Annotated in this window: 14 protein-coding genes; 6 read left to right on the forward strand and 8 right to left on the reverse strand. The window is 73.9% G+C overall.

The window, feature by feature from the left end:
* Window positions 1-7 precede the first annotated feature (7 nt).
* A complete protein-coding gene (locus tag ACZ6Y1_RS20355) occupies window positions 8-1,102 on the forward strand; it encodes a PI-PLC domain-containing protein (protein ID WP_469631346.1) in 1,095 nt (364 codons plus the stop codon).
* 62 nt (window positions 1,103-1,164) lie between these two features.
* Here ACZ6Y1_RS20355 and ACZ6Y1_RS20360 read toward each other — a convergent pair whose 3' ends face one another.
* From ACZ6Y1_RS20360 to ACZ6Y1_RS20375, 4 genes are all read right to left on the reverse strand, one after another.
* A complete protein-coding gene (locus tag ACZ6Y1_RS20360; protein ID WP_469631349.1) occupies window positions 1,165-1,518 on the reverse strand; it encodes a PRC-barrel domain-containing protein in 354 nt (117 codons plus the stop codon).
* Window positions 1,519-1,606: 88 nt separating this feature from the next.
* Window positions 1,607-3,109 carry a glycosyltransferase family 39 protein gene (locus tag ACZ6Y1_RS20365; RefSeq protein ID WP_469631352.1) on the reverse strand — a complete coding sequence of 501 codons (1,503 nt, stop codon included), beginning with the start codon at window positions 3,107-3,109 and terminating at the stop codon, window positions 1,607-1,609.
* Complete coding sequence (locus ACZ6Y1_RS20370; RefSeq protein ID WP_469631451.1) at window positions 3,106-3,924, reverse strand: polyprenol monophosphomannose synthase; 819 nt, start codon at window positions 3,922-3,924, stop codon at window positions 3,106-3,108. The genes ACZ6Y1_RS20365 and ACZ6Y1_RS20370 overlap by 4 nt, the downstream gene beginning before the upstream one ends.
* Before the next feature lie 444 nt (window positions 3,925-4,368).
* A complete protein-coding gene (locus tag ACZ6Y1_RS20375; protein WP_469631355.1) occupies window positions 4,369-5,427 on the reverse strand; it encodes a PucR family transcriptional regulator in 1,059 nt (352 codons plus the stop codon).
* A gap of 106 nt (window positions 5,428-5,533) precedes the next feature.
* Here ACZ6Y1_RS20375 and ACZ6Y1_RS20380 point away from each other — a divergent pair, with 106 nt between their 5' ends.
* The 3 genes from ACZ6Y1_RS20380 to ACZ6Y1_RS20390 are packed head-to-tail and all read left to right on the forward strand — an operon-like array spanning window position 5,534 to window position 8,384.
* On the forward strand, window positions 5,534-6,430 hold the full coding sequence (locus ACZ6Y1_RS20380; RefSeq protein WP_469631358.1) for an alpha/beta hydrolase: 897 nt from the start codon (window positions 5,534-5,536) through the stop codon (window positions 6,428-6,430).
* A gap of 20 nt (window positions 6,431-6,450) precedes the next feature.
* Window positions 6,451-7,701: a serine hydrolase domain-containing protein gene (locus ACZ6Y1_RS20385; RefSeq protein ID WP_469631363.1), complete on the forward strand. Its 1,251-nt coding sequence runs from the start codon at window positions 6,451-6,453 to the stop codon at window positions 7,699-7,701.
* A complete protein-coding gene (locus ACZ6Y1_RS20390) occupies window positions 7,698-8,384 on the forward strand; it encodes an HAD family hydrolase (protein ID WP_469631366.1) in 687 nt (228 codons plus the stop codon). The genes ACZ6Y1_RS20385 and ACZ6Y1_RS20390 overlap by 4 nt, the downstream gene beginning before the upstream one ends.
* 34 nt (window positions 8,385-8,418) lie before the next feature.
* Here the strand turns inward: ACZ6Y1_RS20390 and ACZ6Y1_RS20395 are convergent, their stop codons facing one another.
* Complete coding sequence (locus ACZ6Y1_RS20395) at window positions 8,419-8,979, reverse strand: TetR/AcrR family transcriptional regulator (RefSeq protein WP_469631369.1); 561 nt, start codon at window positions 8,977-8,979, stop codon at window positions 8,419-8,421.
* Between the two features lie 107 nt (window positions 8,980-9,086).
* On the opposite strand from ACZ6Y1_RS20395, the gene ACZ6Y1_RS20400 reads away from it, so the two are divergent.
* Window positions 9,087-10,244, forward strand: coding sequence for an FAD-dependent oxidoreductase (locus ACZ6Y1_RS20400; RefSeq protein WP_469631374.1), 1,158 nt, complete (start codon window positions 9,087-9,089; stop codon window positions 10,242-10,244).
* On the opposite strand, the gene ACZ6Y1_RS20405 is transcribed toward ACZ6Y1_RS20400, so the two are convergent.
* On the reverse strand, window positions 10,232-10,693 hold the full coding sequence (locus ACZ6Y1_RS20405; protein WP_469631454.1) for a MarR family winged helix-turn-helix transcriptional regulator: 462 nt from the start codon (window positions 10,691-10,693) through the stop codon (window positions 10,232-10,234). The two genes, ACZ6Y1_RS20400 and ACZ6Y1_RS20405, sit on opposite strands and share 13 nt — an antisense overlap.
* Window positions 10,694-10,864: 171 nt before the next feature.
* Here ACZ6Y1_RS20405 and ACZ6Y1_RS20410 point away from each other — a divergent pair, with 171 nt between their 5' ends.
* Window positions 10,865-11,995, forward strand: coding sequence for an NADH:flavin oxidoreductase (locus ACZ6Y1_RS20410; RefSeq protein ID WP_469631377.1), 1,131 nt, complete (start codon window positions 10,865-10,867; stop codon window positions 11,993-11,995).
* 144 nt (window positions 11,996-12,139) lie between these two features.
* On the opposite strand, the gene ACZ6Y1_RS20415 is transcribed toward ACZ6Y1_RS20410, so the two are convergent.
* Both ACZ6Y1_RS20415 and ACZ6Y1_RS20420 read right to left on the reverse strand, forming a co-directional pair.
* On the reverse strand, window positions 12,140-12,907 hold the full coding sequence (locus tag ACZ6Y1_RS20415; protein ID WP_469631380.1) for an IclR family transcriptional regulator: 768 nt from the start codon (window positions 12,905-12,907) through the stop codon (window positions 12,140-12,142).
* Window positions 12,908-12,983: 76 nt separating this feature from the next.
* Complete coding sequence (locus ACZ6Y1_RS20420; protein WP_469631385.1) at window positions 12,984-14,264, reverse strand: MFS transporter; 1,281 nt, start codon at window positions 14,262-14,264, stop codon at window positions 12,984-12,986.
* Window positions 14,265-14,304 lie beyond the last annotated feature (40 nt).

Raw genomic sequence — 14,304 nt, forward strand, 5'->3', positions numbered from 1 at the left:
CCCCGCCATGATTGACATGGACACGACTTACGGAGGTGCCGCCTTCGGGCGTCCCGGCACCTCAGCGGCCCGCAGAACCGGCCTCCGCCTCCTGGTGTGCCTCTTCCTGCTGACGCTGCTCGGCGCGTCGGGCACCGCCGCGGCCATGCCGCCGCCCCGCTCCCCCGCCGCCGCCTCGGCCCCCGCCTCCGCCCCCGCACGGGCGGCCGAGGCCGCCGCGCGCTGGGGCGACCGCCGCCTCGACGAGGTCTCCTTCCTGACCACCCACAACGCCTTCACCAACTACGAGGACTCCCGCTGGAGTTCGGTGAACCAGTCCGAGTCGGTGCGCGCCCAGCTCGACAACGGCGTCCGCGGCCTGAGCCTCGACACGCACTGGTACGAGCACAGCACCTGGCTCTGCGTCATCAGCTTCGGCAGCGACTGCTACCCGAGCGACGTGTACCTGTGCCACGGCGACTGCAAGACCTTCGCCGGCGCGACGTACGCGCTGCCGAGGCAGTCCTTCGCGGGCACCATGCAGACCGTGGTGGACTTCCTGGCCTCCCACCCGCAGGAGGTGGTGACCGTCTTCCTCGAGGACTACGTCAGCGCCGAGCAGCTGGGGCAGTCCCTCGGCAGGGTGCGCGGGCTCGACGAGCTGCTGTTCCGGGCGGACCAGTGGGGCGTCCGGCAGAAGGGCTGGCCGAAGATGGCCGACCTGGTCAACGCCGGCAAGCGCCTGCTGGTCTTCTCGGACAGGTCCGACCGCGAGCAGCTGGGCGTCATGTACGACAGGTCCTGGACGGTGAGCAACTACTGGAGCCTCGGCGACCTGGGCAACGACCTCGGGTGCGTCACCCGCTGGCCCGACGTGCCGCTGGACCGGCAGGAGCCAGGCTTCCGGAGGCTGTTCACGATGAGCCACCACCGCAACGTGCCCACGGTCCTCACGGCGGCCCTGGACAACGGCGCCAAGCTCCGGAACCGCATAGCGGACCAGTGCCGGACCGCGACCGGGGGCCGCAGTCCGAACTTCGTCTCCGTCGACTTCCACCGCCTGTCCGACGGCAGCGGACACACCCCGGCCTCGGTCGTGGCGGAACTCAACGCGGGGCCCTGAGCCAAAGCCCCGCCCCGGCCCCGGCCCCGCCCCCGGCCCCCGCGGCGGCCCGGCGCACTGCCTCACATGTGCGGCATTCCGCCGTAGTAGCCGCCGATCTGGTGCCGGTAGTCCTGGTCCTGCAGGTGCTGGTCCCGCACGAACTCGGGCGCGTTCTTGATCTGTTCCTTGGTCAGCCCCACGTGGATCTTCTCGTCCTCGGTGTCGATGCCGACGACGGTGCTCGCCGGGAGGAGGACCTCCTTGCCGAAGATCCACGGCCCGGTGTCCACGACCAGGTAGGCGGATCCGGCCTCGTCGGAGTGCTTGTCGACCTTCCCGATGCTGCCGTCGGTCGCCTCCACCTTGTAGCCCGACAGGTCCGCACCCGCGATGCGGCCGACGGTCGCCCGGTAGCCCCAGACGTCTTCAGTCATGGCGAACAGCTCCTTCGTCGTTGCCGTGTGCGTTCATCGCCCGCCTGCCCGGACTGACCGGGGATACGCACACGGCGGCTCGACGGAGTCAGCGGGCGCGTTCGACGAGGGTGACCTGGAGCTCGCCCACCTGGGTGGTCTCGACCGGCTTGTAGCGGTCCTTCAGCGCCTTCTCCCGGTCGGGCGGGAACTGGCTGAACGGATCCGGGGTTCCGCTCCCGGTGACCAGCCATATCCTCCGGGTTCCCTCCAGGCACGGCTCGGGCCGGGCGCACTCCACCGGGAAGAGGTCGGCGTTGGCCACAGCCGCACGCTCGACGAAGACGTCCTTCGGCCGCACGCGCCGGGGCAGGTAGTACTCGACGATCGCATCGACCATGTAGACCCGGCTGGCCGCCACCGCGATGCCGTCACCCGGTGCGTAGTGCGCGGCGATGACGGCGGCGACCTGCTTGCCGTCCGGCCCTCCCTTGGCGTACTCGGTACGCAGCTGCCGCTGGTCGGTGGCGCCGAGCAGGGCGAGGAGCACCAGGCCCGCCGCGCCCAGCGGCCGTGGACGCAGCGCGCCGAGGCCCGCGGCGGCCAGGACCACCCAGGCGGGCAGCGTGAAGAGCAGGTAGCGGTCGAGGAAGTACGAGGTCGTGCCCTGCGAGAGCAGCCAGGCCAGCGGGATCGGCAGCGCGGCCACGACGCCGATCTCCACGGCCGGCCGCCGGCCCCGGGGCCAGGCGAGCGGCAGCGCGGCCGCGGCGAGCAGGGGCAGGGAGAGCAGCAGTGATGCGCTCAGGGTGGTCCACAGGCCGGCCAGGTCGCGCAGGTGGGGGACGGCGAGCCAGCTGATCTGCCGGCCCACCTGGCGCCTGCCGAGCACGAGCAGCGGGATCACCGGCAGCAGGGCGGCCAGGACGGTGACGGCGTACGACACCAGCAGCCGCCGGGAGCGCGAGTCCCGCAGGCGCCCGAGCACGATCACGCCGTGCGGCACCAGGAAGAGCAACGACACGACGTGGAAGAGCCCGGCGGCGGTGACGGCCAGCGCGTACGGCAGCCAGCGGCGCGCGGTCGGCCTTTCCAGCGCGCGCAGCAGCAGCCAGGTGGCCGCCGCGGCGGCCAGCACCACGAAGGCGTAGGACCGGGCCTCCTGGCCGTACTTGGACACGGCGGGCACCAGGGCGAAGAGCACTCCGGCGAAGACGGCGGTCCGGCGGTCGAAGAGCCTGCGCGCGGCGAGCACGACGAACGCGGCCGCACCGGACATGGCCAGCGCCGAGGGCATGCGCAGCGCGGCCGGTGAGTCGCCGAGGACGGAGACCCACCCGTGCAGCAGCAGGTAGTAGGCACCGGATACGGCGTCGACGTTGCCGAGCATCGCCAGGAGGTCGCCGGTGCCGCGTTCGGCGGCCCTCCAGCTGGCGAGTTCGTCCCGCCAGGGCCGGGCGCGGCCGATGCCCGTGCAGGTGACGGCGAACGTCAGCAGGGCGGCCAGGAGCGGGTCGAACCGGGCGGGCAGCCTGCGGGCCGGGGCGCTGCCGGGGCCCTCTGCCGCCGGGATCGCGGGGGTCGGCCGGCGCGGTGGCGCGGAGCTCCTCACCTGCGGGGTCCGCAGGCTCGGTCCGCCGGACGGGAATCGTCCGTCTTCGACGTCGTGGCCGGGCCCTCGTCCGAGGGCTGCGCGAGCGTGGCCGGCCGCGGACGGGAGGCGGACCGGCGGAGCTTCCACGGCATGACGACGGACTCCAGCTGCACCGCCAGGTTCATCTTGGACTCGCCGATGGTCCGGTCCTCGAAGTGGATCGGGACCTCCATCACCCGCACCTCGCGCCGCAGGGCCGCGTACTTCATCTCCACCTGGAAGCTGTAGCCGGCGCTGCCGACCGACGCGAGGTCGATCGCGCGCAGGACCTCCGCGCTCCACAGGTTGAACCCGCCGGTGATGTCCCGGAGGCGGCTGCCCAGGACGGTGCTCGCGTAGGCGTTGGCCCATCGCGAGAGGAGTCTGCGGTGGACGCCCCAGGCGTCGGACAGGGTGCCGCCGGGGACGTAGCGGCTGCCGACGACCAGGCCCGCGCCGGTGGACAGGGCCACGCCCAGCATTCCCGCGATCCTGTCCGCCGGGTGCGAGCCGTCGGCGTCCATCTGGAGCACGTACTGCGCGCCGTCCTCGACCGCCCTGCTCATGCCCGCGGCGTAGGCCCGGCCCAGCCCGTCCTTCGTGGCACGGTGCATCACCGAGATCCGGGCGCTGCCGTCCTCGGCCCGGAACTTCTCCGCGAGCTCCTCGGCGATCCGTCCGGTGCCGTCCGGGGAGGAGTCGTCGACGACGAGCAGGCGCAGGCCGGGCAGGCCCAGGTTCATCAGCAGGTCGGCCATGACCGGCAGATTGCCCGCCTCGTTGTACGTGGGCATGACGACGACCAGAGGGGCACGCGCCCAGTCCTCGGGGAGCGCTCCGGGCACCACGTCGTACGCGCCCTGCGCGCTTCGCTCGGCTATCACTTGTTTCCTTCCACGAGGACGGCGTCTTCAGGCGGAACGGGCCGTGCGGAGAGGGGCCCCACCGACGGGTGGGCTCTCAGCGAACCCCGGGGCACACCGTCGGGAGACAGCGGGCCGGCCACGGGTGTTCGCGGTGGTGGCCGGCGGTGGCCGGCTCGCACGCATGGTGCGGCCGCCCACGTCAACGGCCTCTCGCCGGCGACCAGAACCTGTGGGCCTGGGGCTGACGGGACGCCTTCTCGCGCGACGTGATCGCTCCGGGTGTTCTATTACACATCACGCACCGGGGCCCCCGGTGTGCGGGGCGTGCACGAAGACGACGCAGGCCCTGCACGGAGTGGACCGCTCCGCTGGTCAGGGGGCTGCGGCGCCCGGCGGGCCGTCGGCGAGGAGGCGCCACGCAGTCAGGGCGAGCCCGGCCCGGGCCGCTCCGGCGGGCGCGGTGAGGTCCATGCCGAGGCTTCGGCCGATGTGTTCGAGGCGGCGGGAGACGCTGCTGTGGTGGAGGTGGAGGAGCTCGGCGGCGCGCCGCAGCGAGCCCGTGGCGCAGTAGGCGTCCAGGGTTTCCAGGTCGTGCCCGTCGGTGGCGAGCCGGGCGACGGCGGCCACGTCCGGGTTGTCCCGTACGGCCTCCTCAGGGATCTCCGCCAACAGGGCGAACGCGCCCAAGTCGGCGTAGCGGACGACGGGTTCGCGCGGGCCGGTGAAACGCAGGGCCGCGCGGGCCTGGCGCCAGGAGCGGGCGGGGCCGCCGTCGCTCCCGATGCCCGCGCGGGCGTCCGCCGGGAGCCGGGCCGGGTCGACGCCGGTGGCCAGGATGACGCCCACGTCGCCGATGAGCGCCGCCTTGACGGGGCCCGCCGGGCACACCAGCGCGCCGATCCGGTCGAGCGGCAGCGGCGAGCGGACGGCGAGGACCCGGACCGGCACCCCCGCCGCGAAGCCGAGCAGCCGTAACGCGCGGGCGCGGTCCGCCTCGTCGGCGTCGGCGCTGACGACCAGTTCGACGAGGGCCGGGTCGGCCATGGTGGTCCGGGCCGGACCGTAGCGCTCGACGACTCCGGCGGCGGCGAGGGCCAACCGGTCGAGGAGCAGTTCGTCGAGCGGGCCGGCGGGGCCGGGGCGCTCCAGCCACACCGTGCCGATCTCCTCGTCGTCGAGCGTGATCGGGACGGTGGTGGACGCGGGCGCGGGAAGGGCGGGGGCGGGCCGGCCGTCGGGGGTCGCGCGGACGACGCCGCCCGTGCCGTGGAGCCGCAGCCCCACGACGCATTCGGCGAACGCGGCCGAGGCCCGGCCGAGGGCCGGCAGGTCCACCCGGCGGCGCATGAGCGTGTCGTAGAAGGCCACGATGCGTATCGCGCCGTCCACGTACGGATCCAGTCCTGACAGTCGTACGGCCAATGCCTCCATGCGTGAAGGATAGGAGGAGGGGCCGCGCCGTTCGGTGCGCGCGCGGGGTGCGATGCGCGACGGTCGGCGGGCGACGCCGCGGGGCGCGGCCGCCAGGATGGTCGCCATGGACCCCGAACTCGAAGCTTTCGTACCGCTGTTCCCGCTCAGCGACTGGACCGATCCGGTCGCCGACCGCAAGATCTACGCGGACATGGCGGCCGCACGGCCGGCCGTGGACCCCTCCGGCCTGCTCGTCGAGGACCGCCTGGTGCCCGCCGACCCGCCCGTGCCGGTCCGCCTCTACCGACCGCAGCGGCCGCAGGGCGCCGTCGTGTGGATGCACGGCGGCGGGCACATCGTCGGCGACCTGGACACCGAGGACAAGTGGGCCGTCCGGATCGCCGTGGCCACCGGTGCGGTGGTGGTCTCGGTGGGCTACCGGCTTTCGCCCGAACACCCCTATCCGGCCGCCCTGGACGACGTCTGGGCGGTCCTCGGCTGGACCGCGGACCAGGCGGCGGACCTCGGCGTCGACCCGGCGCGGATCGCCGTCGGGGGCCACAGCGCCGGTGCGAACCTCGCGGCGGGGGTGGCCCTGCGGGCCCGCGACGAACAGGGCCCGGCGGTCCGCTTCCAGCTGCTGAACGAACCGGGGCTGGACGACCGCCAGGAGACCTGGTCGCAGCGGCGGTTCACCGACACCCCCTGGCTGAACCGGGCCAAGCTGAGCGCCTCGTGGCGGCACTACCTGGGTGCGGAGCCCGCGACCGCGTACGCCGCGCCCGCCCGCGCCGCCGACCTGTCCGGGCTGCCTCCGGCGTACATCGCCACCGCCGAGCTCGACCCGAACCGTGACGAGGGGATCGAGTACGCGCTGCGCCTGCTGCGGGCGGGCGTGTCGGTCGAGCTCCACCAGTGGCCCGGCACCTTCCACGGCTCCCAGGCGATCCTGTCCGCCGAGGTGTCGCAGCGTCAGATCACTGATGTCGGCGCGGCCCTGCGGCGCGCCCTGGCCCCGTGACCGGAGAAGGGAGGAAGAGCATGACGAGGACCAGGAGGATCCGGCTCACGGTGTGCGCGGGTGCGGCGGCGGCCGCACTGGGCGTGACCGCGAGCGCGGGCACGGTCGCGGCGGCCCCGGAGCCCGGCGGCGGTCCGGCGGGGGTGGCGGCCGCGCTCGGCAGCGCCCTGGACGGCGTCCACCGGGCGGGTGTGCCGGGCGTGTTCGCGCAGGTCCGCGACGGCGGCCTGACGTGGCGCGGTGCCTCGGGGGTCGCCGACACCGCGACCGGGCGCCCCGTCACTCCGGGCATGCGCCATCGCGTCGGCAGCGTCACCAAGACGTTCACGGCGGCGGCGGTCATGCAGCAGGCCGAGCAGGGCCGGATCCGCCTGGACGCACCGGTCGGCGACTACCTGCCGCAGCTGGTGCCGGGGGACCGCGGCCGCAGGATCACCGTACGGATGCTGCTGAACAACACCAGCGGCATCCCGGACTACATCCCGTACGCGTTCCCGTCCCTCCAGGGGTTCCCCTCCCTGCCCGACATGTCCTCCCGGAGTCTCGACGAGAACCGTTTCCGGCAGTTCGACCCCGACGAGCTGATCGGGCTGGGGCTGTCCGCACCTCCCGCCGGCGAGCCCGGGGCCGTTCCCGGCGTGTATTCCAACACCAACTACCTGCTGCTGGGGCGGCTGCTGGAGCGGGTGACGGGCACCACGGCCGAGGAGTACATCACGCGCAACGTCATCGAGCGGGCCGGGCTGCGCGACACGTCCTTCCCGGCCGGGCCGTGGATCGAGGGTCCGCACGCGCGGATGTACGAGTCGTTCCACGGCCTGCTCGACCCGCCGCGCGACTACAGCGTCTACAACATGTCCTGGACGTGGACCGGCGCCGCCCTCGTGTCGACCATGGACGACCTCAACCGCTTCTACGCCGCGCTGCTCGACGGCGGGATCGTCAGCCCGTCGTCGCTGGCCCGGATGCAGCAGACGGTGCCGGTCCGGGCCCTGGACGGCTCCACCATCCAGTACGGCCTCGGGCTGCAGCGGGTCGAGACCCGCTGCGGCACCTTCTGGGGCCACGGCGGCACGGTGTGGGGCGCCGGGACGATCTCGCTGACCCGGGCCGACGGCCGCCGCCAGATGTCGGTCGCCGTCAACCTCCAGCGGTGGAACGTCATCGACGCCTCGGGCGTCCCGCGGCCCCACCCGATCGACGGGGCCCTTTCGGCCCTGTACGACCGGGCGATGTGCGGCGGTTCACAGGATGACATGATCAGCAGGTGATCAGTGAACCCCGCCCGTCCGGTGCGACGAGGTACGTCCTGTTCGATGTCGACGGCACGTTGATCGACGCCCTGGACAATCAGCGCCTGGTCTGGCGGACCTGGGCGGAGCGGTACGGCCTGGACCCCGACGAGGTCTACCGGGTGGCGCTGCGGACCCGGCCGGTGGAGACCTTCGCGCAGGTCGCCCCGGACCGGGACGGTCAGGAGTGCCTCGCCGCACTGCACGAGCTGGAGGACGAGGACGCCCGCACCGGCGCCTACGGGGCCTTCGACGGCGGCCCGGAACTGCTCGGTGCGCTGCGGCCCGGCACCTGGGCGCTGGTGACGTCGAACTACGAGCACCGGGTGCGCGGCCGTTTCGCGCGGACGGGCCTGCCGCTGCCGGAGGTCGTGGTGGACGCGGCCGCCGTGGAGGAGGGCAAGCCGTCGCCGGTGCCGTACCTGCAGGCGGCCGCACGCCTCGGCGCCCGGCCGGAGGACTGCCTGGTCATCGAGGACGCCCCGTCCGGGGTGCAGGCGGGGCTGCGTGCCGGGATGACGGTGTGGGGCGTCAACACCGTCGCGGCGGTGGACGGTGTGCACCGCCATTTCCGCACCTTGCGCGAAGCGGTCGGCGAGATCCTCGCCTTCGCCTCGGGCTCCCTCCCCGACAGGCCGGCCGGGGCGGCCGCAGCGGAATGATCTCGCTGCGGCCGGATCCGTCGCGGGACGGCCCTCAGGAGGCGGCGAGGGTGGCCGCCAGGGCGGGGCTCAGGCCCGTCACCACCGCCTCCGGGGACAGGGCCGTCACCCCGGGGAGTCTCAGCAGGTAGCGGGTCAGAGCCAGGCCCAGGAGCTGGGCCGCGACCAGGCCCGCCGCCCGCGCGGCCCGCTCCGGGCCGAGGGCCGCCGCCAGTGCCGGGGCCACCTGCGCCGCGAACACCTCACGCATCCGGGCCGCCGCCTGCTCGTTCGTCACCGCGGAGCGCAGCAGCACCAGCAGTGCGTCGTCCGCCGGGTCCCCCTCCCACCGCTCCACGAAGTGCCTCACCAGCGCCGCCGGCAGCTCCTGCGGCGGCACGGCGGCCAGATCCGGCAGCCGCAGGTCGATGGCCAGGCTGGCGCCGAAGAGCTGCTCCTTGCTGCCGAAGTACCGCATGACCATGGAGGGGTCGATCCCGGCGTCCGCGGCGATGCCCCGGATGGTGGTGCGCTCGTATCCCTGGACGGCGAACCGCTCGCGCGCGGCCCGCAGGATCGCCGCCTTGGTGTGATCGGAGGTGCGTCGTGCCGTCATGCCAACAACTGTAGGCCAACGACTGTTGACACACCAGGACGCCTGGGCGCATCGTGGAGTCAACAGCCGTTGGCCAACACGCGTTGACCTACTGGAGGAGGCTCGTCATGACCGGCACCGCCCCGCTCCCGCTCCCCGCCACCACCGACGTCGCCGTCGTCGGCGCCGGCCCCACCGGCCTCGCGCTCGCCGTGACCCTGGCCGAGGCCGGCATCGACTTCGTACTCCTCGACCGGCAGGCGGAGGGCGCCAACAGCTCCCGCGCCGCCGTCGTCCACGCCCGCACCCTCGAGGTCCTCGACGAACTCGACGCCACCGGCGCACTCTCCGCCGAGCTGATCGGCCTCGGCATCACCGTCGGCACGTTCCGGATCCGCGACGGCGCCCGCCCGCTCGCCGCGGTCACCTTCGACGGCCTGCCCACCGCCCACCCCTATGCGCTGATGGTCCCGCAGGACCGGACCGAGGCCGTGCTCCTCGCCCGCCTGCGCGCCCTCGGCCGCGACGTCCACCGTCCGTACGAGGTCACCTCGATCACCCAGGACGCGGACGGCGTCACCCTCACCACCGCCACCGGCGAGACCCTGCGCGCCGGCCACGCCGTCGGCGCCGACGGGATGCACAGCATCGTCCGGGAGGCCGCCGGGATCGACTTCACCGGCAGTGCGTACGAGGAGTCCTTCGTGCTGGCGGACGTCGTCATGGACTGGGCCCCCGGCGCCGGCGAGGTCTCCCTCACGCTCGGCCGGGCGGGGCTGACCGTGGTCGCCCCGCTGCCCGGCGGGCGCTTCCGGGTGGTCGCGAGCGTCGCGGAGGCCCCTGCGGAGCCGGACCTCGCCTTCGTACAGGGGCTGCTGGACGAGCGCGCGCCCGGCCGGGCCGCCGTCCGCGAGCTGGCCTGGTCCTCCCGGTTCCGGATCCACCACCGTGTCGCCGACCGCTACCGGGCCGGCCGGCTGCTCCTGGCCGGGGACGCGGCCCACGTCCACAGCCCCGCGGGCGGCCAGGGCATGAACACCGGCATCCAGGACGCGTACGCCCTCGGCCGTGCCTTCGCCGAGGGGGACCTCGACCGCTACGAAGCCCGACGCCGGCCCGTCGCCCAGCGGGTGGTGGCCCTCACCGACCGGATGACCCGCATGGCGACCACCCGCAACCCGGTCCTGCGCACGGCGCGCAACACGGTGCTTCCCGTCGCCTCCCGGATCCCCGCCCTGCGCCGCCGTCTCGCCACCGAACTCGCCGAGCTGAACTACCGCGGCTGAGGCGGCCGCTCGCCCCCGGGGCGGGCGGCGTCCTCCTCCGCGCGCGGCCAGTACCGGCCTTCGAGGGCCTCGGCGCTGCGGTTGAGCCGGACCAGGACGTCCTCCAGCTCGCGGATCTCCTCGGGCGACCAGTCGGCGACCACCTGGGCCAGGCAGGAACGGTTGGCCTCGCGGTCCCCGGCGAGCCTGCGCCCGCCTTCGGCGGTGATGCGCAGCTTGCGGGCCATGCCGCCGTCCGGGTCCGCGACGCGCTCGGCCAGGCCGCAGCGCAGAAGTGCGGCCGTCTGGCGGTTCACGGTCGAGGTGTCGAGTCCGAAGGCCTCGGCCAGCTGTCCGATGGACATGGGGCCCTGGGTGTCGATCCGGCTGAGCAGCAGGTACGCCGACCGCTCCAGGCGTTCGGGGTCGCGCTCGCGCCGGGCCAGCACCTGGTGCCGCGAGAGCAGCATCAGCTCCCGCTCCAGTTTCTCCAGCACCGCGCCTCCCGCTCCGTCCGGCGCCCATTATCGCGGACCCGGGGCCGCCGGCCGCGATATGCATGATACATAACATGTGTACTATGCACTCCACGCTGTCGTCCTGACGAGCCACGAGTCACAGCCCCCACCCGGAGGTCCCGCATGACCGTCACCACGTCCACCGCCTCCCGCGCGGCCGAGATCCTCTCCCGGCCCGTCACGCTGAACGGCCTGACCGTCCCCAACCGCATCGCGATGGCGCCGATGACGCGGATGTTCTCCCCCGGCGGCGTGCCCGGCGAGGACGTCCGGGCGTACTACTCCAGCAGGGCCGCCGCGGGCGTGGGCCTGATCGTCACCGAGGGCACCTACGTCGGCCACGCGTCCGCCGGCCAGAGCGACCGGGTGCCGCGGTTCCACGGCGAGGACCAGCTGGCGGGGTGGGCGAAGGTCGCCGCGGCCGTGCACGAGGCGGGCGGCACGATCGTGCCGCAGCTGTGGCACATCGGCATGGTCCGCAAGCAGGGCGAGCCGCCGTACGCGGACGCGCCCGCCGTCGGCCCCTCCGGCATCCGCGTCGACGGAACCGAGGGCGCCGGCAAGGCGATGACCCGCGCCGACCTCGACGACGTGATCGGCGCGTTCGCCGACGCCGCCGCGGACGCCGAGCGGATCGGCTTCGACGGCGTGGAACTGCACGGCGCGCACGGCTACCTGCTCGACCAGTTCCTGTGGGAGCGGACCAACCGCCGCACCGACGGGTACGGGGGCGACGCGGTGGCCCGTACGAAGTTCGCCGCGGAGATCGTGGCCGCGGTCCGCGAGCGGGTCTCGGCCGGGTTCCCGGTGATCTTCCGCTACTCGCAGTGGAAGCAGGAGGCCTACGACGCACGGCTCGCGCAGACCCCGCAGGAGCTGGAGGCGATCCTCGCCCCGCTGGCGGCGGCGGGCGTCGACGCCTTCCACGCCTCCACCCGGCGCTACTGGCTCCCGGAGTTCGAGGGCTCGGACCTGAACCTGGCGGGCTGGACCAAGAAGCTCACCGGCCGGCCGGCCATCACCGTCGGCTCGGTCGGCCTCGACGGCGACTTCATCCGCGCCTTCGCCGGTGAGGGCGCGGCGCTCGGCGACATCGACAACCTCCTGGACCGCATGGAACGCGAGGAGTTCGACATGGTCGCCGTCGGCCGGGCCCTGCTGCAGGACCCCCAGTGGGCGGCGAAGGTCCTCGGCGACCGCTTCGACGAACTGAAGCCGTACGACCCGGCGGCGCTCACCTCCCTCAGCCGGTAACGGCGGCGGCCGTCCGGGGATCGCGGCCCGTTCGGGTCGTCCCGATCGCGGGGCGGGTGCGCCGGTCGAGGACGATCGTCCCGATTCCCGCCCGCCCCACCGGGTGCGCCGGCACCGGACCGGCCGGGCCGGCGCCGCCGGCTCTCAGCCGGTCGGGCGGGTGCGTCGGCCGAGTTCGTCGGAGATCCCGTACGCGGCCCTCAGCAGCGGTTCGCGCAGCCCGCGCGCACGGTCCGCGCTGCGCATGGTGATCACGATCCCCAGAGCGGCACCGACCGGCCCGCTCCGGCCGATCCGTACCGGTGCGGCGACCGCGACCGTGCTCTCCGAGAGCTGCCGGTCGCTGACGAAGACCTGCTCGCGGCGGATGCGGTCCAGCTGCGCGCGGAGCGTCCTGGGGTCGGTGACGGTGTGCGGGGTCCAGGCCCGCAGCGGGGATTCGAGCACCTCGTCCTGGATGTCCGACGGCGCGTGGGCCAGCAGCACGCGCCCCATCCCGGTGGAGCCGATCGGGAACCGGGTGCCCACCATCGTCAGCAGCTCCACCGACCGGTGCCCGGCGATCCGCTCGACGAACACGAGCTCCGTGCCCTCGCGCACCGCCAGCTGGACGTTCTCGTGGGTCGCCTCGTAGAGGTCCTGCATGAACGGCAGCGCCACGTCGCGCAGGATCTGGGTGCGCGGACACCCCGAGGCGATCTCCCAGAGCCGCAGCCCGACGTGCCACGACCCGTCCTCCGCGCGCTCCAGCGCCCCCCAGTCCGCCAGTTCCGCCACGACCCGGTGCGCCGTGCTCAGGGCCAGGCCGGTGCGCTGAGCGATCTCCGACAGTGTCTGCGAGGGGTGCTCGCGGTCGAAGGCCGAAAGAACCTCGAGGACCTTTCCGGCTGCCGTGCTGCGGGTTGTGCTCACGCGGTCAGTCTCGCAGACCCGCGCCGAGGCCCCACGGCGAGCGCCGTACGATCCGCCGCACACCCGCCGGGCGTCGTCAACGCCGGGCCCGCGCCTCGTCCGGTTCCCTGCTGGGCGCCGCCGCCCCGGTTCCCCGTCCGGGCCGGGTGCGCGTGCCCCAGCGTGCGAGCGGGGGGCCGGCCGCGCCCACGGCGGCGAAGAACGCGCCGAGGAGCAGCCAGCCGGCCGTACCGGCTCCGAGCACGATGGTGGTGAGGATGGCGGGGGCGAGTGCCTGGCCCGCGCTGAAGCCGAGCCCGAGGAGCCCCTGGTACTCGCCCTGGGCGTGGTCCGGTGCCAGGCCGAAGCCGAGGGCGAAGCCGGCCGAGGACTCCCAGATCTCGCCCAGACTGTGCACGAAGATCGCCACGACCGCGAGGCCCACGGCCGCCCACCCCGGGGTGTGCGCGGTCAGCGCCATCATCGGGCAGCTGAGGAGGAAGAGGAGTCCCGCCGTGCGCAACGCCCTGCCGCCGTCGCGCGGGGTTTCGATGCGCGACCCGATCCTGGTCTGCAGGAGGACGCAGACCCCGGAATTGATCGCGGACACCGCGGCCACGGTCCAGCGCGGCGCGTTCGTGTGCTCGGAGATCCAGATGGGCAGGAGCAGGGACACCGTCGCGTACTGCAGCCCCATCGCGCCGTAGAGGACCGTGAAGGTCACGTACGGACGGTCGGCGAGGGCCGTCCGGCGTCGCTCCTGCGCCGGCGGCGCCGAGGGCTTGTAATCGGGCAGCAGCAACAGCAGCAGGGAGCAGAGCGCGAAGCTGGCCGCGTTGCCGAGGATCAGAACCAGGTAGGCGGTACGGCTGTTCGCCGCGACCGCGAATCCGGCGCCCGCGGTTCCCAGGACGACGCCGAGGTTGACGTACGTACGGAGCTTCGCCCGGAACAGCGCCGGCCGGTCGGTGCCGACCCGGCTGACGAGGGCTCCCCAGGCCGCGCCGCCGACGGCCGCGGCGAGCTGGTCGAGGGTGGCGACGACCGTGAGGCCGGACCAGCTCTCGACCAGCACGAGGGCGGACATCGCCAGCGCCTGGACCGCCAGGGCGAGCATCATGACCGTGCGCGGGCCGCGTCGGTCGGCCAGGCGGCCGCCCGGTATCCCCGCGAGCAGGCCGACCAGGCCGGCGACGGTGAGGGCGGCGCCCACCTGGGCCGCCGGGAGCCCCACGACCAGGGTGAAGTAGAGCGCCGACGCCGTGTTGAAGAGTCCGTTGCCGACGCGGTTCACGAAGCTGGCCAGGATCAGGACGCGCTCTGCCCCGTTGCTCCCCGCCATGGCGGCCATCCGGCCCGGCGATCTCCCCCTGGTCATGGCCGCAGACTAGCAGTGGCCCTTACGGCGTCCGACTGGG

It is taken from the genome of Streptomyces sp. NPDC053432, assembly GCF_055585365.1.